The following is a 20,935-nucleotide window of genomic DNA, read 5'->3' on the forward strand; positions in this document are numbered from 1 at the left end:
CGTTAGTCGAGTTTGCTCGGCGGCGGTTCCTGCACGCCGCCGTCGTTGGCGGGTTTGGCCGGGGTGTCGACTTCCACCAGTTTGTATTCCTGGCCATGGAGGTTCTTGAGGTAGACCTCCATCTGGCGGAACGAGATGTTGATGTGGTGGTTCTTGAACTCGCGGTTGATAAAGCGGTTCACCTCGTCGATTACCGGGTTGCGGTCACCGAGGTCGCGCACGTGCATGCGCAGTTCGTGGTCGAGGGTGCTTTCGCCGAAGTTGAGGAAGTACACGTGGGGTTCCGGCTCTTTGAGCACCCGTGGGTTTTCGCGCGCGGCCTTGAGCAGCAATTCCTTCACCAGGTCGAGGTCGGAGCCGTAGTCCACACCCAGTTTCAGCGTGACTCGGGTGATGGTGTCGGTCAGCGACCAGTTGATCAGTTGCCCGGTAATAAACGTCTTGTTCGGGACAATGATGTCCTTGCGGTCGAAGTCGGTGATGGTCGTCGCGCGGATGCGGATCTTGCTCACCGTGCCCGACAGGTTGCCGATGGTGATGGTGTCGCCGATACGCACCGGGCGCTCGAACAGGATCATGATGCCGGAGATGAAGTTGGCGAAGATCTCCTGCATCCCGAAGCCCAACCCCACCGACAGCGCCGCCACCAGCCATTGCAATTTGTCCCAGCTCACGCCGAGGGTCGACAGGGTGGAGACGAAGCCGACGCCGGCAATCACATACGACAGCAAGGTGGTGGTGGCGTAGGCGCTGCCTTGGGCCAAATCCAGCTTGGACAGCACCAGTACTTCCAGCAGACCGGGCAAGTTGCGCGCCAGGGCGAAGGTGATGCCGACGATGATCGACGCACCGAGCAAGTCGCCGATGCTGATCGGCACCATGCTGATATTGGCACCGGTGCCGCTGGTGTATTCGTAGAGCGTCACGTTGTCCAGATAGGAGAACACGGTGATCAGGTCTTTCCACACCCAGTACAGCGCGGCGATAAAGCCGCCGAGCAAGGCCAGGCGGATCAGGCGCATCGACTGTTCGTTGACCTGTTCGATGTCCAGGGTCGGCTCTTCGATCACCGCTTCGCCATCACCGGCTTCCTTGGCCGCCTGGCGTTTGGCCAGGGCGCGCGCGTAGGCCAGGCGCCGAGCGGCAACGCCCAGGCCGCGTACGAAGGTGGCTTCGATCACCAGCCAGAACATCAGCAGGTACAGGGTGTTGATCAGGCGGTCGCTGAGTTTCAGCGCGGTGTAGTAGTAGCCAAAGCACACGGCGATAAACAGGGCGACGGGCAGGGCGGTAAACACCAGGCCCACGGCTTTGCGAAACAGCGAGGCTTTTTCGTGGGTCGGGCTGTGCAGCAGCAGGCGGCCCAGCAGCCAGGCCATCAGCGCGTAGCAGGTCAGCACCACGCCGATACCCAGCACGTCGTCGGCCAGCGCCGCCGGTTGGTGTTCGGCAATGGCCACCACGGCCACCAGGGCCAGTACCACCAGCCCGAGCTTGCGCACCCAGCCTTGCAGGAATTCGACTTGGGGTTTTTCCCAGCGGAAGTGCAGTTCCGCCACGCCGCCCGACGCTAGGATCCGGTAAGCGGTGTAGAACACCAGCCACGCCTGGGCGATCTGCAGCAGGGCCGAGCCGAGGTTGGCGTTCTGCCCACGGGCGTCGATCTGCAGCGCGTAGCCGCACAGCGCCAGGCCCAGGGAAACCGGCATCGCCAGCAGGATATTGATCAGGATGGCCTGCGGCGTGTGCCACTGGCTGTCGCGCTTGAAGTGGCCGATGTCCAGGTGGACTTTGTTAAGGCGCTGGTAAAGCGCCTTGCGCCGCCATAGCAGTGCGCCGATCAACAGCAGCAACGGCAGGAACAGCAGCGGGCGCTGGGTCAGGCCGTCGTACAGTTCGCTGACGCTGGAGGCCCACGGCAGGGTGGTGATTTGCTTGCTCAGGTGTGCCGGTACGGTTTCCAGCCACTCGGTGTCCAGCGGCTTGTTGCTGGGGATCCAGAACATTTGCTCGTCCAGCGTCGCGCGCAGAGTGGTGGCGGTGCTGAGCAGTTGTTTCTGGTTCAGTTGCAGGGTGATCGATTCGTTCAACAGCGCGCTCAGCTCGCGGCTCAGGCGCTCCAGCAGGTCGCTGCGGGTAATTGCCAGCTCCAGCAGGGTGCGGCGCAGTTGCGGGGTGACGTCTTCCGGCGGCTGGTTGGCCAGCAAGTTATCCACATAGGCGCTGGGCGAACTGATCGCCTCGCGCTGCTGGTTGATCTCGAACTGGTACAGGCGAATGTTGGCGATGTCGTCCGCCAGGTCGCGGTCCACGGTGAGGCGCGGCAGTGCCTGTTTTTGCTTATAAAGAATCTTGGAGAGCAGCAGGCTGCCCTTGAGCACGTTGATTTGCTCATCGAGTGCCGAGTCGCTTTGGGTCACGGTGTCCAGTTGCTGCTTGGTCTGCAGGTTTTTCTGGGTCAGGTCATTGAGGCGGTCGGTGCTCTTGAGCAGGTAGTCGGAGAGCTTCAGGTTGGCCGCGCTTTCGGTGGCCAACAGGCTGCTGCCGCCGGTTTTTTGCGCCTCGATGGACTGCTGGGTCACGGTCTGCTGGGACTGGGCGAGGCGTTTCTGGTTGATCAGGGTTTGCAGGTCCTGGATTTCCTGTTCCAGGCGGCTGGTCTTCTCGGTCGTCAGGTCGCGTTGGCTATTGCCCAGGTCTTGCAGTTGGCTGTTGCCCGCCAGTTCCTGGCGGCGCAGCGGAATCAAGGCGTTGAGGGCGGCGAGTTCGGCGTTCAGCAGGTTGCGCTGGTCGCCGGTGAGGGGCTTGCCGTTATCTTTGCCCGCTTTAAGGGTGGCGTTGATCTGCTGGATGCGGGTCTGGCTGTTGCTGATTTCGGTTTGGGCGCGCTCGGGGCGGGTCTGGGCGGCGATGGACATGCTGTTGGCATCCGCCATGTCCTTTTGCAGGTCGCCTTGCTGGGTCGTGCGCTGCACCAGCAATTGCTCGAGCTGCGGCACGGGCAGCGTGGCATAGCGTTGCGCCACCGGGATGACTTTGGTGGCCTTGAGCCGCACCAGTTCGCGCTGGTTATCGGTGGTCTGGCGCGGGGCGTCTTCCAGCTGGCGCTTGAGGTCGGTGAGGCGCTGCTCGTAATCCTGCTTGTTGCCCAGGTAGGTCAGGGTCTGTTGCAGGATGTTCTGCAGCGCCTTCATATCGGCGTCGGGCAGCTTGCGGTCGGGCAGCTTGTCCAGGGTTTGCTGGATGGCCTCGGCACTGGGCGCATCGGCGGCGTAAACGCTGCCCACACAAAGGGTCAGGCCCAGCAGGGCAGTGGCTAAAAAGGTGCGCAGAGTTGTCATGGATACCGGTCGAGCAAGGTAAAGAAAATGGGGGCGTGGCGCCTGGCCCCGCAGTTTAGAGGAAGAGTCCAGGGCCTGGACGACTTCCTTCGGGGAATTTGACGCCGACTTTTCCGATTCTGTTCCCGTCCATGGCCGCGACGGTCCACAGCGTGTTGTTCCACTCCACTTGGTCGCCCACCACCGGCGCACCGCCGACCTTCTGGGTGATGAAGCGGCTCAGTGGCATATCCGGGTCGATGCCTTCGAGCTTGAGGCCGTACAGCGCCGACACCGCGCCCAGCTGGGCGTCGCCTTCGAGAACGAAGTCGCCGAAGAAACGCAGGTCGAGGCCACGTTGCGGCGCCTGGCTGAACAGTTTACCCAGGGCCGGCAGGTTGTGTTCGTGGCCGATCACGCAGAGCAAATCGTCGACTTCCAGCACCGTACTACCCGACGGATGGAGCAGTTGCTGGCCACGGAACAACGCCGCGATCCGTGTGCCCTCGGGCATTTTCAATTCTCGCAGGGCTGCGCCAATGCACCATTTTTCCGCGCCCAGGCGGTAGACGAACAGCTCCCACTCGCTGGTGACGTGCACTTCCAGGGCTGCGCGGGAAATCGGCGCGGGGTCTGGCGGTACGGTGACTTTCAGCAGTTTGGCCACCCACGGCAGGCTGGTGCCCTGTACCAGCAGCGAGACCAGCACGATAAAGAACGCCAGGTTGAAATACAGCTGCGCGTGGGGCAGGCCGGCCATCAGCGGGAACACCGCCAGAATGATCGGCACCGCGCCGCGCAGGCCGACCCAGGCGATAAAGGCTTTTTCGCGCCCGTGGAAGGCCTTGAACGGCAGCAGGCCGACCATCACCGACAGCGGCCGCGCGAACAGGATCATCCACAGCGCCAGGCCCAACGCCGGCAGGGCAATGGGCAGCAAATCATGGGGCGTGACCAGCAAGCCCAGCACCAGGAACATGCCGATCTGTGCCAGCCAGGCCATGCCGTCGAGCATATGCAAAATGCCATGGCGGCTGCGCACCGGGCGGTTGCCGATCACCAGGCCGCACAGGTACACGGCGAGGAAGCCGCTGCCGTGCAAGGCGTTGGTCAAGGCGAACACCACCAGGCCGCCGGCGATGACCAGGATCGGGTACAGGCCGGTGGCCAGGTTGATGCGGTTGACCATCTGCAGCATCAGCCAGCCGCCGCCCAGGCCGACGATGCCGCCGATGCCGAATTCGCGGATCAGGTGGGTCAGCAGGCTCCAGTGCAGGCCGGTCTGGCCTGTGGCGAGCATGTCGATCAGGGTGACGGTGAGGAACACCGCCATCGGGTCGTTACTGCCGGATTCGATTTCGAGGCTGGCGGTAACCCGTTCGTTCAGGCCTTTGCCGCCCAATAGCGAGAACACCGCGGCGGCGTCGGTTGAGCCGACGATGGCGCCGATCAGCAAGCCTTGAATGATATTGAGGTCGAACAGCCAGGCCGCGGCCATGCCGGTGAGGCCGGTGGTGATCAACACCCCCACCGTCGCCAGCGACAACGCCGGCCAGAGTGCTACACGAAAACTCGCCACCCGCGTGCGCAGGCCGCCGTCGAGCAGGATGACTGCCAAGGCGAGGTTGCCCACCAGGTAGGCGGTCGGGTAGTTGTCGAAAATGATGCCGCCGCCGTCGACGCCGGCGACCATGCCCACGGCCAGGATGATCACCAGAATCGGGATGCCCAGGCGGGACGAAAGAGAACTCACCAGAATGCTCGCACCCACCAGCAACGCGCCGATCAAGAACAGGCTGTTGATGGTCGTCGCATTCAAAGGCAGTACTCCAGAGCTGGGAAGACGGGGCGCAAACTGACCATGCAGTCTGCGTGCCAGCGATTCTAACCTGTTGAATTGCTGCGCTGTCAAAAGATCGTTCCCACGCTCTGCGTGGGAATGCTTCGCTGGACGCTCTGCGTCCGCTTTTAAGGCGTGACGCGGAGCGTCACAGGCTGCATTCCCACGCGGAGCGTGGGAACGATCAATCACCGGTGTCAGTTACAGGCGAAAGCGCCCCACCATCCCATTCAAATCCACCGCCAGGCGCGACAGCTCACTGCTCGCCGCACTGGTCTGGCTGGCGCCCGTGGCCGATTGCACCGACAAATCACGAATGTTCACCAGGTTGCGGTCCACTTCCCGCGCCACCTGCGCCTGCTCCTCCGCTGCGCTGGCGATCACCAGGTTGCGTTCGTTGATTTCTATGATCGCGGTGTTGATGGTGTCCAGCGACATCCCGGCGCCTTTGGCGATGTTCAGCGTCGATTCGGCGCGCTCGGTGCTGTTACGCATCGAATCCACCGCGTGCTCGGTGCCGGTCTGAATGCTGCCGATCATGCGCTCGATCTCGCTGGTCGACTGTTGGGTACGATGGGCCAGGGCCCGCACTTCATCCGCCACCACAGCAAACCCACGCCCGGCTTCACCGGCGCGCGCGGCTTCAATGGCGGCGTTCAGGGCCAGCAGGTTGGTCTGGTCGGCCAGGCCGCGAATCACGTCGAGCACCTTGCCGATATCCCGCGATTCATTCGCCAGGTCGCCGATCAAGGTGGCTGTGGCTTGCACGTCGCCGCTCATGCGCTCGATGGCGCTGACGGTTTCCTGCACCAAATCACGGCCATCGCCAGCAGAAGTGGTGGCGGCGCGCGAGGCTTCGGAGGTGCTGACCGCATTGCGCGCGACTTCTTCGACGGCGCTGGTCATCTCGTTGACGGCGGTGGCGGCTTGTTCAATTTCGTTGTTCTGCTGGGTCAGGCCACGGGCGCTTTCGTCGGTGACGGCATTCAGCTCTTCGGCGGCCGAAGCCAGCTGGGTGGCGGAACCGGCGATGCGTTGCAGGGTGTCGCGCAATTTGTCCTGCATCTTGGCCATGGCGGCCAGCAGGCGGCCGGCTTCGTCGTTGCCGTCGACCTTGATCGGGCGCGTCAGGTTGCCTTCGGCGACTTCCTCGGCGGCCTCAAGTGCCTGGGAAATCGGCACGGTGATGCTGCGGGTCAGCAGCCAGGCGAACAACACCGTCAGCGCCGTGGCCACGATCAGCAGGCCCACCACCAGCTCAAACGCCATGTCGTATTGGTCTTTGGCTTGCTGGTTGGTGGCGTTGGCCATCTTGTTGTTGATGTCCAGCAGGCGTGTCAGCACTGCGTTGACCTGCTCGGAGTTGCTGAGCAATTCGGTGTTGAGCAAGTTGCGCAGGTCGTCGATCTGGTTGGCGCGAGACAAGCTCTTCATGCGCTCTTCGATCTGGTGGTACTGGCCGAGCAAACGCACGTATTCATCGTAGGTCGCGCGTTCTTCGCCACTCTCGATGAGTTTTTCGTACACGCCCTGGGCGGTGCGGATCTGCTGGTTGCGCAGTTCAAAGGCTTCCAGGGTCTTTTGCTGCACATCCGGCTCGCGGTTGGTCAGCAAGCGGTACGACAACACGCGCAGGCGCAGGGTCAGCTGGGTGAATTCGTCGAGGGCGCGAATGCTTGGCACGCTGGACTGGGTGATGTCTTCGGTGGCAGCACGGATCTTGCTCATCTGGTTCAGGGCGAACACACCGAGAAACAACATGAGTGCACCAATAAACGCAAAGCCAAGAAAGGCGCGCGGCGCGATATTCATATTACGAAGAGACATGCTGGAGTCCTGGGGAGAAGCGCGATCCGTGCGGCCATGAGACGGGGTGTGCATCTTCTATCGGCCATGCGACTAAAGTCTTAAGGGGGCGCGCGCTTTTGTCGCATCTGACGAGGGGTTTAGCGGATTCAGGAACCAGATGGGGTAAATGCAGTCACTAAGGCTCGAAAGCGCGGCCCGGCCCTTAAAAATCGGGCTGCGCGCCGGGGATAACCCTGGCTTCCGAGGTGATTTTTCTTTATCGTCACCGCCCTTTGAAAAAGCCCGAGAAATCAAAATGTTAGAAGCATCCCTCAGCCAGCTTGAACAGCTTGTCACTGACCTCGTACAACAAAACCAGGACCTGCTCGGCAGCAATGAATCCCTCAAGGCGGAACTGGCCCGTGCCAAGGATGAAAACGACAGCCTGCAACTGAACCTGATGGAACAGGAAGAAAAACACGGCGCCACTGCCGCGCGCATCCAGGCCCTGGTTGAGCGTGTGAGCGCAGGTCCTGTCGGCGCATGAATGAAGGGATAAAGGTCGTTTCGATTCTCGGAGAGGATTACTCGATCAAGGCGCCGGAAGGGGAAGATCAAACCCTGATGCACGCCGTGACCATGCTCAAGGCCTCCCTGGCCACCACCAAGAAAAAGTACCCGACCCTGATCGGTGACAAATTATTGGTACTGGCCGCGCTGAACCTGTGCGCCGAGCAGATCGAAATGCAAAAGCATCACCAGCAGGAACTCGACCGTTACCAAGAGCAAGTCAGCGCCACGGTCGAAGTGATTTCCAAGGCGATCGGAACGCCTTAGAACCACGCATCCTGCATCCCCAGGCACGTGTCATCGCGTGCCTCCAGAATCGCCAGTTCATGATGGCAGCTCGGCACTTCCCAGGTCAGGAAGTACCGAGCGGCCTGGAGCTTGCCTTTATAGAAGGCAACATCCGCCGCATGGCCCTTGGCCAGGCCTTCCTCGGCGCGAATCGCCTGTTCCAGCCAGCGCCAGCCAATCACCGTGTGCCCGAACACCTTCAAGTACAGCGCCGAATTTGCCAGGCTGCTGTTGACCTTGCCCTGGGCGAGATCAGTCAGCAGGCCGAGTGTGACGCGCTGCAGGTTGGTCACAAGCTGCTCCAACGGTTCGCGCAGTGGCGTCAGTGATGGATATTCCTGAGCCCGTGCGCCGGTTTCGGCGATCAAACGGATCAATTGCTTGAGGCCCGCACCGCCATTCTGCGCGAGCTTGCGCCCGAGCAAATCCAGCGACTGGATGCCGTGGGTGCCTTCGTGGATCGGGTTCAGGCGGTTATCGCGGTAGTATTGCTCCACCGGGTATTCGCGGGTGTAGCCATGGCCGCCGAGAATCTGGATCGCCAGCTCGTTGGCCTTGAGGCAGAACTCCGATGGCCAGGATTTGACGATAGGCGTGAGCAGGTCCAGCAGTTCGTGGGCTTGCTTGCGTTCGGCGTCGGTCTCCAGGGTGGTGGTGTCATCGAACAGCCGCGCGGCATACAGGCCGAGGTCGAAGGCGCCTTCCACGTAGGCTTTTTGAGTCAGCAGCATGCGCTTGATATCGGCGTGCTGAATGATCGAGACCGGCGCGGTGCTGGGGTCTTTGCTGTCCGGCAGGCGACCTTGCGGGCGTTCGCGGGCGTATTCCAGCGAGTAGAGGTAGCCGGCATAACCAAGCATGACTGCGCCCATGCCCACGCCGATGCGCGCCTCGTTCATCATCTGGAACATGCAGCTCAAGCCCTGGTGCGGTTTGCCTACCAGATAGCCGACGCAATTACCGTTATCGCCGAAGTTAAGCGCCGTGGACGTGGTGCCGCGCCAGCCCATCTTGTGGAACAGCCCGGCCAACAGCACGTCATTGCGCGCGCCCAGGCTGCCATCCTCGTTGACCAGGAACTTGGGCACGATAAACAGCGAAATGCCCTTCACCCCGGCCGGCGCGTCCGGCAGCTTGGCCAGCACCATGTGCACGATGTTTTCCGACAACGGATGGTCGCCACCGGAGATGAAGATCTTGTTGCCCTTGAGGCGATAAGTGCCGTCAGCCGCAGGCTCTGCCCGTGTACGAATATCCGACAAGGACGAGCCGGCATGCGGCTCGGTCAGCGCCATGGTGCCGAAGAAGCGGCCGTCGATCATCGGTTGCAGGAAGCGCTGCTTCTGCTCCTCGGTGCCGAAACTTTCAATCAGGTTGGCCGCGCCCATTGTGAGGAACGGGTAGGAGGTCGAAGCCGCGTTGGCCGACTGAAAGTGCGCAAAGCATGCCTGGGACAGCAACGTCGGCAGCTGCATGCCGCCTGCTTCGAAACTGCGTGCGGCGTTGAGAAAGCCCGCTTCGAGAAACGCGTCCACGGCCGGTTTCACTTCCGGAATCAGGATCGCCTGGCCGTCTTCATAGCGCGGTTCGTTTTCGTCATTCTTGCGGTTATGCGGCGCGAAGTACTTCTCGGCAATGCTGCGCGCGGTGCTGATGGCCGCATCGAAAGTCTCGCGGTTGTGCTCGGCAAACCGCTCGCGCTGGGTCAGGCCCTCGGCATCGAGGACTTCGTACAGCTCGAAAGCCAGATTGCGGGAACTGAGCAGCGTCTCGGACATGGCGGCTTACCTGTGTTGGGATAGGCCTGAGTCTAAGTGCGCGAATAGAGGCTGGATAGCAAGATTGATTTGCGTGATGCAGAGGCAGAACAGAGGCGGGGATTCGAAATGCGGTCAAATGTGGGAGCGGGCTTGCTCGCGAAAGCGGTGGATCAGTCAATACATCAGGCGACTGACATTCCGCATTCGCGAGCAAGCCCGCTCCCACATGAGTTAGCCGATAGTCATCAGGCTGGCGTTACCGCCCGCCGCAGCGGTGTTAACACTCAACGCCCGCTCAATTACCAAGCGCTCCAGCGCAATCGCCGTCTCACCTTGCGACAAACCATGCACGCCGACAATCGCGCCACCGCGTTGCGCCACTTGCTGGCACACCGCACGCAGTTGGTCGGAGTCGCCGTGGTGCAAGACTGCGTCGAACACCACTTCGTCCTTGGTCCAGTCGGCCACGCGCTTGATCTTCGCCTGAACGTCCTTCGGCAAGCGTGGGAACAATGCCTTGGTCAGGTCAGTTTCCGGCCATACCGCCGAACCGCCTACGGCCAGCACTGCCGCCAGTTGCGTCAGCAGGTCGCCTTCGACGTCCGCCAGACACAACACGTGCTCGCGGGGCAGGATCGCATAGCTGTTGCGCTCGCCAGTCGGGCCGGCCAGTTGGCGGGTGATACCGCTTTGCGACTGCGCGGCGAATTGGCTGCACAGCGCGCTCAGCTCGCTGAACTTATTGCTGTCGGCCCAGGTTTTCAGGGCGGTCAGCGGTTGGCTCATGGCATCGCGCAGGCGCACGTCCGGCGCGGCCAACGTGTCGCCACGTACGAAGGATTGTTCGATGGCATCGGTAGGACGCGTCGACAGCAAACGGTACAGGTACAACGGCCCGCCAGCTTTCGGGCCAGTGCCCGACAGGCCTTCGCCGCCGAATGGCTGCACGCCAACCACAGCGCCAACGATGTTGCGGTTCACATACACGTTACCGGCATGCACGTTGTCGATCACCTTGGCGATGGTCTCGTCGATGCGGGTGTGCACGCCCAGGGTCAGGCCATAGCCGGAGGCATTGATCTGCGCGATGAGCTGGTCGATCTCTTTGCGCTTGTAGCGCACCACGTGCAGCACCGGGCCGAAGATCTCGCGTTGCAGTTCGTCGAAGCTTTCCAGCTCGATCAGGGTTGGCATCACGAAGGTGCCGCGCTTGATCTCTTCGCCATCGGCGATTGCCACTTGGTACACGTTGCGGCCTTTGTCGCGCATGGCCTGGATGTGTTTTTCGATACCGGCCTTGGCTTCGGCGTCGATTACCGGCCCGATGTCTACCGACAGGCGCTCCGGGTTGCCCAGGCGGCATTCAGCCATCGCGCCTTTGAGCATTTCGATTACACGATCTGCCGAATCTTCCTGCAGGCACAGTACGCGCAGGGCCGAGCAGCGTTGGCCGGCACTGTCGAAGGCCGACGACACAACGTCGATCACCACTTGTTCGGTCAGCGCCGAAGAGTCGACGATCATCGCGTTCTGGCCACCGGTTTCGGCGATCAGCGGAATCGGGCGGCCCTGGGCATCCAGACGACCGGCGACGCTGCGTTGCAGCAGGCGCGCGACTTCGGTGGAGCCGGTGAACATCACGCCTTTGACGCGATCATCACCCACCAGGCGCGCACCGACGCTTTCGCCCTGGCCCGGCAGCAGTTGCAGCACGCCTTCCGGAATACCTGCTTCGAGCAAGATGCGTACGGCTTGTGCCGCCACCAACGGGGTTTGCTCGGCAGGCTTGGCCAATACCGGGTTACCGGCAGCCAGTGCCGCAGCGACTTGGCCGCTGAAGATTGCCAGCGGGAAGTTCCACGGGCTGATGCAGACCACCGGGCCCAACGGGCGGTGGGCGTCGTTGGTGAAATCGTTGCGCGCCTGCACGGCGTAGTAGCGCAGGAAATCCACGGCTTCACGGACTTCGGCGATGGCGTTGGCGAACGTCTTGCCGGCTTCGCGGGCCAACAGGCCCATCAACGGCTGAATCTCGCCTTCCATCAAGTCGGCGGCACGCTCCAGGATCGCGGCGCGCTCGGCGGGCGGGGTGGCCTGCCAGATCGGGCCGGCGTTGATGGCGCACTGGATCGCGTTGTCGACGTCTTCAACAGTGGCTTCTTGTACATGGCCGACCACGTCACGCAGGTCGGACGGATTCAGCACCGGTGCAGCGGCTTCATTGCTGGACGCGCAGCCCAGCATCGGCGCGGCTTTCCAGTCGTTGTGCGCGGTGGCCAGCAAGGCACAGGACAGCGACGCCAAGCGGTGTTCGTTGGCCAGGTCGATGCCCGCCGAGTTGGCGCGGTCGCTGCCGTACAGGTCACGCGGCAGTGGAATACGCGGGTGCGGCAGGCCGAAGCCGCCTTCCAGCGTTGCCATCTGCTCGATGTTGGCCACTGGGTCGGCCACCAGCTCCTGGATCGAGATGGTGTGGTCGGCAATGCGGTTGACGAACGAGGTGTTGGCGCCGTTTTCCAGCAGGCGACGCACCAGGTAAGCCAGCAATGTTTCGTGGGTGCCGACCGGTGCGTACACGCGGCACGGACGGTTCAGCTTGCCTTCGGAAACTTTGCCTACAACCTGCTCGTACAGCGGTTCACCCATGCCGTGCAGGCATTGGAACTCGTACTGGCCGGGGTAATAGTTCTGACCGGCGATATGGTAAATAGCCGACAAGGTATGGGCGTTATGCGTGGCGAACTGCGGGTAGATCGCTTCCGGCACCGACAGCAGTTTGCGCGCGCAGGCGATGTAGGAAACGTCGGTGTACACCTTGCGGGTGTACACCGGGTAGCCTTCCAGGCCTTCGACCTGGGCGCGCTTGATCTCGCTGTCCCAGTAGGCGCCTTTCACCAGGCGGATCATCAAGCGATGGCGGCTGCGGCGCGCCAGGTCGATGACGTAGTCGATCACATACGGGCAGCGCTTCTGGTACGCCTGGATCACGAAACCGATGCCGTTCCAGCCGGTCAGTTGCGGTTCGAAGCACAGGCGCTCGAGCAGGTCCAGCGACAGCTCCAGGCGGTCGGCCTCTTCGGCGTCGATGTTCAGGCCGATGTCGTACTGCTTGGCCAGCAAGGTCAGCGAAAGCAGGCGCGGGTACAGCTCATCCATCACGCGCTCGTACTGCGCGCGGCTGTAACGCGGGTGCAGGGCCGAGAGCTTGATGGAAATGCCCGGGCCTTCATAAATCCCACGGCCGTGAGAGGCTTTGCCGATGGAGTGAATGGCTTGTTCGTACGAGGCCAGGTACTTCTGGGCATCGTGTTCGGTCAGTGCGGCTTCGCCGAGCATGTCGTAGGAATAGCGGAAGCCCTTGGCTTCGAACTTGCTCGCATTGGCCAGGGCTTCGGCGATGGTTTCGCCGGTAACGAACTGCTCGCCCATCAGGCGCATGGCCATGTCGACGCCCTTGCGGATCATCGGCTCGCCGCTCTTGCCGATGATACGGCTCAGGGACGAGGTCAAACCTGCCTCGTTGTGCGTGGCCACCAGTTTGCCGGTCAGCAGCAAGCCCCAGGTGGCGGCGTTGACGAACAGCGACGGGCTGTTGCCCAGGTGCGGCTGCCAGTTGCCGGTGCTGATCTTGTCGCGGATCAGCGCGTCGCGGGTGCCCTTGTCCGGGATGCGCAGCAGCGCTTCGGCCAGGCACATCAAAGCCACGCCTTCCTGGGACGACAGGGAAAATTCTTGCAGCAGGCCCTGAACAATGCCGGCACGGCCGCCGGCGCTTTTCTGATTGCGCAGTTTTTCGGCAATCGAGGCGGCCAGCTTGTTAGTCGCTTCAGCCATCGGCTGCGGCAGACGGGCCTGCTCGATCAGCATCGGCACCACTTCCGGCTCGGGGCGGCGGTAGGCGGCGGTGATCGAGGCGCGCAGTACGGACTGCGGCAGGATGCTTTCGGCGAACTCCAGGAAGCACTGGTGGGCGTGGTCCGGCTGGACTTCGCCTGCGTCTTCAGCGTCCTTGCTGCCCGAGCCATTGAGCTCGGTCAGGGTTGCACCACCCTCGAGTTTCTCCAGGTAATTGAAAATCGCCTGCTTGATCAGCCAGTGCGGCGTGCGATCAATGGAGGTCGCGGCGGCCTTGAGGCGTTCGCGGGTCGGGTCGTCGAGTTTGACCCCAAGGGTGGTCGTAGCCATCTTTTTATCCTCATGGGTGCCACTACTGCGTGGCATCTGCTGGCGGCAAGATTAGCTTTGCGCATGCAGAGGTGCAACCGGGTGCAACCCAAATTGTTCAGGATTTTTTTGATCGTGATCGGGAAAAAATCCGGCCTTCGACGGAATCCGCTCCTCCTTGGTGCGTTTGCTTCTGAGATCGGCTGTTCTTGCTCCGAAAAGGAGCAAAAAACCGATGTTTTGCCCTAAACATACCCAGGTGCAACTTATTCTCAAGAAACTGGTTGCACCTTATTTACTTTGTTGAATAGCATTCGCGCCCAAGGTGCAACCAGCTGCAAGGTTCGGTTCATCGGCTGGCGGCTTTCCTGGGGAAACGCCAGTCATAAATGCACGGCACGCAGTTTCGTCTACCCGGTTATCCACGGGTGGCCGTCTGACTCAGACCGTCGCTACATAAAAACAAAGCCAGGGCGTCACTTCTTATGAGCGTTAGCAACCCCACCCTGATCACGTTTGTGATCTACATCGCAGCAATGGTGCTGATCGGCTTCATGGCCTATCGCTCCACCAACAACCTCTCCGATTACATCCTCGGCGGTCGCAGCCTCGGCAGCGTGGTCACCGCGTTGTCGGCCGGTGCCTCCGATATGAGCGGCTGGTTGTTGATGGGCCTGCCGGGCGCGATCTACATGTCCGGCCTGTCGGAAAGCTGGATCGCCATCGGCCTGATCGTCGGCGCATACCTGAACTGGTTGTTCGTGGCTGGCCGCTTGCGGGTGCAGACCGAACACAACGGCGACGCCCTGACGCTGCCGGATTATTTCTCCAGCCGTTTCGAAGATAAAAGCGGCCTGCTGCGGATCATCTCTGCAGTGGTGATCCTGGTGTTCTTCACTATTTATTGCGCGTCCGGCATCGTCGCCGGTGCCCGTCTGTTTGAAAGCACTTTCGGCATGTCCTACGAGACGGCGCTGTGGGCCGGTGCTGCCGCGACGATTGCCTACACCTTCGTCGGTGGTTTCCTGGCAGTCAGCTGGACAGATACCGTGCAAGCCACACTGATGATCTTCGCGCTGATCCTCACGCCGATCATCGTGCTGCTGGCCACCGGTGGCGTCGACACCACCTTCCTGGCGATCGAAGCCAAGAACCCTGACAACTTCAACATGCTGAAAAACACCACCTTCATCGGCATCATCTCGCTGATGGGCTGGGGCCTGGGTTACTTCGGCCAGCCGCATATCCTCGCGCGTTTCATGGCGGCGGATTCGGTGAAGTCGATTGCCAACGCACGCCGCATCTCCATGACCTGGATGATCCTGTGCCTGGGCGGCACCGTGGCGGTGGGTTTCTTCGGTATCGCTTACTTCTCGGCGCACCCGGAAGTGGCTGGCCCGGTCAACGAGAACCACGAACGCGTGTTCATCGAACTGGCCAAGCTGCTGTTCAACCCATGGATTGCCGGCGTGCTGCTGTCGGCCATCCTGGCGGCGGTGATGAGCACCCTGAGCTGCCAATTGCTGGTGTGCTCCAGCGCGCTGACCGAAGACTTCTACAAAACCTTCCTGCGCAAAAACGCCTCCCAGGTTGAACTGGTGTGGGTCGGCCGCGCCATGGTGTTGCTGGTGGCCCTGATCGCCATCGCCATGGCCGCCAACCCGAACAACCGCGTGCTGGGCCTGGTGAGTTACGCCTGGGCCGGTTTCGGCGCCGCGTTCGGGCCTGTGGTGCTGATCTCGGTGATCTGGAAGCACATGACCCGCAACGGCGCACTGGCCGGCATCCTGGTCGGTGCGGTGACGGTGATTGTGTGGAAGCACTTCGAGCTGCTGGGCCTGTACGAAATCATCCCTGGCTTCATCTTCGCCAGCCTGGCGATCTACGTCGTCAGCAAGCTGGGCGCACCGACTGCCGGTATGGTCGAGCGTTTTGATGCTGCGGAGAAAGACTACAACCTCAACAAGTAATTCTTCGGGTGCCTAGCGCCCGTTGAGTTGGAAAAAAGGCCCGCATCCTACGGATGGCGGGCCTTTTTTTAGGGTCGATTCAGTCAGCATCCGCTTGATTAAGAAAAATCAGCACGCCCAGAATCGCCATGTAGAACTTGAACGCCGCTTCCTGGCCGTTCCACTGATGGGATTGCCACATCAAGAACCATTCCCCGCCCACCACCATAAAACCAAAAAACCACACCACAAAGCCGAGGGCGAGGCCGCTGATTGCGCGGGCTTTGGCGCGGTTGAAGTCGCTACCGCTGGCGTGACGCGCGCGCCACAGCGACAGCGCACCCCAGGCCAGCAACAGCGCGCAGAGCGCCTCTCCCAGGATGATCAGCGCATAGGCCGCGTGCCACAGCCACGGCGTAGTAATTGAGCGGTACATGGCCGCGTTTCCGGGGAACGTGGTGTCCATGCTCAGCACGTGTTGGACGAAGGCGAAGTTGGAGCCGTAGTCCGTGATGTTGTTGAACGCAACCATGCTGGCGAAGGCGGCGAGGGCGAGGGTCAAGATGATTTTTGCGTAGCGGATGGCCATGCTTTTTCCAGTGATCCGGCGAGAAAGGGACAATTACGCTAGCACGGCGGTGGCGTGCTTTCGACGCAGGGAACATGAAGAATCGGGCACTCATGGCGTAGGAACATACTGATTTGGCCGCGCGGCGCTCAGGAGGGCAAAAAGCTGGTGCAGAATCGACCGCCCACCCCTCGCAGAGAAACACCGGATGTTCGCTCCTGCCAATGAAAGCGCGTTTACCCTGACCCTCGATGGGCAGCCCAGCGATCTGAAGGTCTATGGGTTCTCGGGCAATGAATTTCTTAGCCTGCCCTTTAGCTTTGATCTTGAGCTGGTCAGCGAACAAGCCGATCTTGACCTTGAAAGTCTGATGCACCGTCAGGCTTTCCTGGGGTTTGACGCTGATGGCCACGGTATTCACGGCCTGGTATATAAGGTGGCCCAAGGCGATGCGGGCAAGCGTCTTACCCGTTACCAGATCACCTTGGTGCCGCAGTTGGCTTATCTGCATCACAGTACGCACCAGCGGATTTTCCAGAAACAGACTGTGCCCCAGATCATTGCGCGGGTGTTGGAGGCCCAGTCGATCCAGGCTGACACCTTCGCGTTTCAACTAAGTGGCAAGTACCCCGAACGTGAGTACTGTGTTCAATTCGGTGAAACCGACCTTGAGTTCATTCAACGCTTGTGTGACGAGTCGGGCATTCACTACCACTTCCAGCACAGCCCTGAGCGTCACCTATTGGTGTTCGGCGATGACCAGAGTGTCTTTATCCAACAGGATCAAACCACCCCTTACTCGCCCGGTACTGGGATGGTTGCCGATGCGCCTGCGATCAAGCGCTTTACCCTGGCACTGGAAACCCGCACGACCGGTGTAGATCTGCGCGACTACGATTTCAAGAAGCCGAAACTTGCATTGGAAAGTGCAGCATCCGGCGAGCAACGGCCCGCCCTGGGCGAGCAGCTTTACCCCGGATACTTCACGGATCGCGAGCATGGCAAGTACCAGGCGCAGCGCCGGTTGGAACGTCATCGCAGCGATTACCGAAAAGCCAGCGGTTTCAGCGACCAACCGGCCTTGGTCACTGGGCAGTTTTTGAAGATGACCGGGCACCCTCGTCAGGAATGGAATGATTTGTGGCTCGTTACCTATGTGTACCATGTGGGGCAGCAGCCTCAAGTATTGGAGGAGTCAGCCCCTGGCGATAAATCGCCTCAGGGCTACAACAACGATTTTCATGCAACACCTTGGGATGTGCCGTTTCGAACGCCGCTGATCCTGCCCCGCCCACAAATATCCGGTTACCAGAACGCGGTGGTCACAGGGCCAGCAGACAGTGAGATCCATTGCGACGAATACGGCCGGGTCAAAGTGCAGATGGCCTGGGACCGCGACGGCGAACACAATGAGCACTCCAGTTGCTGGCTGCGGGTAGCCAGCGGCTGGGCCCACGACCGTTATGGTGCGGTACTGATCCCGCGGGTCGGTATGGAGGTGTTGGTAGGTTTCGTGAATGGCGACATAGATATGCCGCTGGTGATGGGTTGCCTGCCCAACGCGGCCAACCCCGTGCCCCTCGACCTGCCGGCGGACAAGACCCGCAGTATCTTGCGCAGCCACAGCAGCCCTGGCGGTGGTGGCTATAACGAACTGCGCATTGAAGACCGCAAGGGCGCCGAGGAAATCTACCTGCGTGCCCAGCGCGATTGGACCCAGCACGTGCTGAATGACCAGCAGGTGCAGGTCGATAACGAACGGCGGGTGAAGGTGGGCGGCGAGTCGCATCACGAGCTGCAAGGCGAAGAGCAGCGCATTACCCATGGCAACCGCCTCACCGAGCTCAAGCAGGATGATCATCTGGTGGTCGGTGGTTCGCAGCAGATGCGCGCGGGGCGGACGATTCAGATCGGAGCAGGGCAAAGCGTTGTTATCGACGCCGGTGCCAGCGTTACGATCCAGGCGGGCGGGCAGTCGATCACGCTGTCGGCGGGCGGCATTTTCAGCAGCGTGCCGATTCAGCTGGGTGGTGCGCCCGCTGCTGCAGCTGCGCCGTTACTTCCGGGCATCAAGGAAGCGCTGGCGGCGGTTGTTCCCGCACCGCTCAGCCGCGTGCAAGTGGCCAGCCTGAAACGCAGCGCGCCATTTTGCGAAGAGTGTGAGCGCTGCAAGAACGGCCAATGTGATATCGCCGACCACACTCAGGTTCGACCTTAAAAGGAATTTACCCGTATGCGTCACTCCTTGACTCCACACACCTGGCTGGCCGAATTTCCTTTGCTGCCCGATGAGCGAATTGTCGCGGTATTGGGCAGTGCCAGCGACGCTAAACCCTATGCCGCCTGGCAAGCCATGGCCGTCGGACTGCCGCCCCAGCCAATCTGGGCAGGCAGCGCCTACGCGCAATGGAATGAAGTAATGCCTTACGTTGCCGTCATCGAGCCCGGCAGCGCCTTTCTCGACTGGGTCGCCACCACCGACTCAACGGATTGGGGCTGGCTGGCAGTATCATCCAGCCCGCTGGAAACCGTGGTCGCGCACCTGCAAAGCCTGACCAAGGTGTTGCTGCCTGACGGCCAGGAGGTATTTTTACGTTTCTGGGATGGCGCTCAATGGCTGCCGATTGTGCAAACGCTGGGCGACGCGGCGGGGAAGGTGTTGCCGGTATTCCAGCGCTATCTGATCAATGGCCAACCGCTGGTCGTGGTGACAGGCCCGGTTACGGCCGCCAACACCAGCCCATGGTGGCAAGTGCCTGCCTCGTTATTGGCGCATCTGGCGGAGCAATCACCCCACGTGCTGATCGACAACCTGCTGCAATGGCTCGAAGAACAGCGACCCGACCTGTTTACCGCCTTCACGCCTGCGACCTTGCGCCACAAGGTCGCCTACTTTGCGCGCAGGCCGGGTGTCAGTCATGAAGCACTGACTGAGTACCTGACCTTAGAGATGAATTGAGCCCAACGCGGGGCAAGCCCGCTCGCCACGCTCTGCCCCTTTGCTCCGGTAGAAGGTAAACTTCGCCTCCTGCGCAGGAGCAACCATGAATTATCGTCACGCCTTTCACGCCGGCAACCACGCCGATGTCTTCAAACACTTGACCTTGACCCGCCTCATCGCCTTGATGTCGCGCAAGGAGCAGCCGTTCGCCTACCTCGACACCCACGCCGGGATCGGGCTGTACGACCTGCAAGGTGATCAGGCCAACCGCACCGGTGAATACCTGGAAGGCATCGCCCGCCTGTGGGGCGAGAGTGACCTGCCGCCGCTGACGGCCGATTACATGCGCGTGCTGCACGAAATGAACCCGGATGGCCAGTTGCGCTACTACCCTGGCTCGCCGGAGCTGGCGCGCCGCCTCACACGGCCTCAGGACCGTGTGTTGCTGAATGAAAAACACCCGGAAGACGGCGTGCTGCTCAAGGACAACATGAAGGGCGATCGCCGCGTCAAAGTGCATTTGGGCGAAGGCTGGCATGTGCCGCGCGCCTTGCTGCCGGTGCCGGAAAAACGCGCGTTGATGCTGATCGATCCGCCGTTTGAAAAGCTCGACGAAATGCAGCGCTGTGCAGCGTCCCTCAAGGAAGCGGTCAGCCGCATGCGCCAGACTGTTGCAGCGATCTGGTATCCAGTGAAAGACCCGCGCATGTTGCGTCGCTTCTACCAGGACCTGGCCGGCACCGGTGCGCCGAAGTTGCTGCGGGTGGAGTTATTGGTGCATCCGCTGGACACGCCCAATACCCTCACGGGCTCGGGCCTGGCGATTGCCAACCCGCCGTGGGGGCTGGAAGAGGAGTTGCGTGAACTGCTGCCGTGGCTGTCCAAGAAACTTGGCCAGACCCAGGGCGGGTGGCAGATGGATTGGCTTATCGCTGAGTAACTGATCGTTCCCACGCTCTGCGTGGGAATGTATCTTGTGACGTTCCGCGTCACGCCTCAAGAGCGGACGCAGAGCGTCCCTGTCGGCATTCCCACGCGGAGCGTGGGAACGATCATCATCGGCGCTGCCCTTAGATCGGGCAGGTCACGCCGGTGCCGCCTATCCCGCAATACCCCTGCGGATTCTTCGCCAGGTACTGCTGGTGATACGCCTCGGCGAAGTACACCGTCGGCGCTTCTTCGATTTCCGTGGTGATGGTGCCCAGGCCAGCCTTGGTCAGCTCAGCCTGATACGCCTCGGCGCTGGCCTTGGCCGCTTCCAGGTGCTCAGGTTTCACGGCGTAGATCACCGAACGGTACTGGCTGCCGATGTCGTTGCCCTGGCGCATGCCCTGGGTTGGGTTGTGCAGTTCCCAGAACATTTTGAGCAGCTCTTCGTAACTGATCTTGTCTTGATTAAACACCACCAGTACCACTTCGCTATGGCCGGTCAGGCCCGAGCAGACTTCTTCGTACGTCGGGTTCGGCGTGTAACCACCGGCGTAACCGACCACGGTGCTGACCACGCCGTCGCGCTGCCAGAACCGGCGTTCGGCACCCCAGAAGCACCCGAGACCGAAGATCGCGAACTCTACGTTGTCGACAAACGGGCCGAGCAGTGGGTTGCCGTTGACGAAATGAGTCTCTGGCAGCGCCATCGGGGTTTCACGGCCAGGCAAAGCTTGTTCTTGAGTGGGCAACACGTTTTTGTTCACCAGAATTTCCGAGCGCAAGACCATGATCAGTCCTCTCGTCAGGTTGAGTTAGC

The 20,935-nt window shown here is 61.3% G+C and carries 13 protein-coding genes and 1 pseudogene; 6 read left to right on the forward strand and 8 right to left on the reverse strand.

Annotated elements, in window-relative coordinates; translation table 11 throughout:
- Positions 1-2: 2 nt before the first annotated feature.
- From mscK to HX783_RS30305, 4 genes and pseudogenes are all read right to left on the reverse strand, one after another.
- A complete protein-coding gene (gene mscK, locus HX783_RS14610; protein WP_177017320.1) occupies positions 3-3,341 on the reverse strand; it encodes a mechanosensitive channel MscK in 3,339 nt (1,112 codons plus the stop codon).
- A gap of 55 nt (positions 3,342-3,396) precedes the next feature.
- Complete coding sequence (locus HX783_RS14615; protein ID WP_177017321.1) at positions 3,397-5,139, reverse strand: potassium/proton antiporter; 1,743 nt, start codon at positions 5,137-5,139, stop codon at positions 3,397-3,399.
- A 222-nt stretch (positions 5,140-5,361) separates the two neighbouring features.
- Entirely contained in the window at positions 5,362-6,234 is an 873-nt protein-coding gene (locus HX783_RS30300) for a methyl-accepting chemotaxis protein (protein ID WP_371317688.1), read from the reverse strand.
- A 30-nt stretch (positions 6,235-6,264) separates the two neighbouring features.
- Positions 6,265-7,041: pseudogene (locus HX783_RS30305) on the reverse strand (MCP four helix bundle domain-containing protein); the annotation flags it as partial.
- Positions 7,042-7,264: 223 nt separating this feature from the next.
- Between HX783_RS30305 and HX783_RS14625 the strand changes: the two are divergent.
- Both HX783_RS14625 and HX783_RS14630 read left to right on the forward strand, forming a co-directional pair.
- Positions 7,265-7,495 carry a hypothetical protein gene (locus tag HX783_RS14625; protein ID WP_138817172.1) on the forward strand — a complete coding sequence of 77 codons (231 nt, stop codon included), beginning with the start codon at positions 7,265-7,267 and terminating at the stop codon, positions 7,493-7,495.
- Positions 7,492-7,785 (forward strand): cell division protein ZapA, encoded by a 294-nt coding sequence (locus HX783_RS14630; protein ID WP_159953819.1) that lies wholly within the window; start codon positions 7,492-7,494, stop codon positions 7,783-7,785. The genes HX783_RS14625 and HX783_RS14630 overlap by 4 nt, the downstream gene beginning before the upstream one ends.
- Here the strand turns inward: HX783_RS14630 and HX783_RS14635 are convergent.
- Positions 7,782-9,584 (reverse strand): acyl-CoA dehydrogenase, encoded by a 1,803-nt coding sequence (locus HX783_RS14635; RefSeq protein WP_177017323.1) that lies wholly within the window; start codon positions 9,582-9,584, stop codon positions 7,782-7,784. The genes HX783_RS14630 and HX783_RS14635 overlap by 4 nt on opposite strands.
- 213 nt (positions 9,585-9,797) lie before the next feature.
- Entirely contained in the window at positions 9,798-13,751 is a 3,954-nt protein-coding gene (gene putA, locus HX783_RS14640; RefSeq protein WP_177017324.1) for a trifunctional transcriptional regulator/proline dehydrogenase/L-glutamate gamma-semialdehyde dehydrogenase, read from the reverse strand.
- A gap of 464 nt (positions 13,752-14,215) precedes the next feature.
- Here putA and putP point away from each other — a divergent pair, with 464 nt between their 5' ends.
- Complete coding sequence (putP, locus tag HX783_RS14645) at positions 14,216-15,700, forward strand: sodium/proline symporter PutP (RefSeq protein ID WP_177017325.1); 1,485 nt, start codon at positions 14,216-14,218, stop codon at positions 15,698-15,700.
- Between the two features lie 79 nt (positions 15,701-15,779).
- Here the strand turns inward: putP and HX783_RS14650 are convergent, their stop codons facing one another.
- Positions 15,780-16,268 (reverse strand): DUF2165 family protein, encoded by a 489-nt coding sequence (locus HX783_RS14650; RefSeq protein WP_177017326.1) that lies wholly within the window; start codon positions 16,266-16,268, stop codon positions 15,780-15,782.
- Between the two features lie 187 nt (positions 16,269-16,455).
- Between HX783_RS14650 and HX783_RS14655 the strand changes: the two genes are divergently transcribed.
- From HX783_RS14655 to HX783_RS14665, 3 genes are all read left to right on the forward strand, one after another.
- Positions 16,456-18,465, forward strand: a complete 2,010-nt coding sequence (locus HX783_RS14655; RefSeq protein WP_177017327.1) for a type VI secretion system tip protein VgrG — start codon at positions 16,456-16,458, stop codon at positions 18,463-18,465.
- A gap of 15 nt (positions 18,466-18,480) precedes the next feature.
- Positions 18,481-19,206: a DUF4123 domain-containing protein gene (locus HX783_RS14660; protein ID WP_177017328.1), complete on the forward strand. Its 726-nt coding sequence runs from the start codon at positions 18,481-18,483 to the stop codon at positions 19,204-19,206.
- A gap of 85 nt (positions 19,207-19,291) precedes the next feature.
- A complete protein-coding gene (locus HX783_RS14665; RefSeq protein ID WP_177017329.1) occupies positions 19,292-20,128 on the forward strand; it encodes a 23S rRNA (adenine(2030)-N(6))-methyltransferase RlmJ in 837 nt (278 codons plus the stop codon).
- A gap of 130 nt (positions 20,129-20,258) precedes the next feature.
- Here the strand turns inward: HX783_RS14665 and msrA are convergent, their stop codons facing one another.
- Positions 20,259-20,906, reverse strand: a complete 648-nt coding sequence (gene msrA, locus HX783_RS14670) for a peptide-methionine (S)-S-oxide reductase MsrA (RefSeq protein ID WP_177017330.1) — start codon at positions 20,904-20,906, stop codon at positions 20,259-20,261.
- Positions 20,907-20,935: the final 29 nt, after the last annotated feature.

Source organism: Pseudomonas sp. D2002 (genome assembly GCF_013385735.1).
In the GTDB taxonomy this organism is placed as follows: domain Bacteria; phylum Pseudomonadota; class Gammaproteobacteria; order Pseudomonadales; family Pseudomonadaceae; genus Aquipseudomonas.

Bases quoted from the DNA above. Each gene is read 5' to 3' on its own strand.
- mscK (WP_177017320.1), bottom strand. From the start codon at position 3,341: ATGACAACTCTGCGCACCTTTTTAGCCACTGCCCTGCTGGGCCTGACC.
- HX783_RS30300 (WP_371317688.1), bottom strand. From the start codon at position 6,234: ATGGCCAAGATGCAGGACAAATTGCGCGACACCCTGCAACGCATCGCC.
- HX783_RS14625 (WP_138817172.1), top strand. From the start codon at position 7,265: ATGTTAGAAGCATCCCTCAGCCAGCTTGAACAGCTTGTCACTGACCTC.
- HX783_RS14630 (WP_159953819.1), top strand. From the start codon at position 7,492: ATGAATGAAGGGATAAAGGTCGTTTCGATTCTCGGAGAGGATTACTCG.
- HX783_RS14635 (WP_177017323.1), bottom strand. From the start codon at position 9,584: ATGTCCGAGACGCTGCTCAGTTCCCGCAATCTGGCTTTCGAGCTGTAC.
- putA (WP_177017324.1), bottom strand. From the start codon at position 13,751: ATGGCTACGACCACCCTTGGGGTCAAACTCGACGACCCGACCCGCGAA.
- putP (WP_177017325.1), top strand. From the start codon at position 14,216: ATGAGCGTTAGCAACCCCACCCTGATCACGTTTGTGATCTACATCGCA.
- HX783_RS14650 (WP_177017326.1), bottom strand. From the start codon at position 16,268: ATGGCCATCCGCTACGCAAAAATCATCTTGACCCTCGCCCTCGCCGCC.
- HX783_RS14655 (WP_177017327.1), top strand. From the start codon at position 16,456: ATGTTCGCTCCTGCCAATGAAAGCGCGTTTACCCTGACCCTCGATGGG.
- HX783_RS14660 (WP_177017328.1), top strand. From the start codon at position 18,481: ATGCGTCACTCCTTGACTCCACACACCTGGCTGGCCGAATTTCCTTTG.
- HX783_RS14665 (WP_177017329.1), top strand. From the start codon at position 19,292: ATGAATTATCGTCACGCCTTTCACGCCGGCAACCACGCCGATGTCTTC.
- msrA (WP_177017330.1), bottom strand. From the start codon at position 20,906: ATGGTCTTGCGCTCGGAAATTCTGGTGAACAAAAACGTGTTGCCCACT.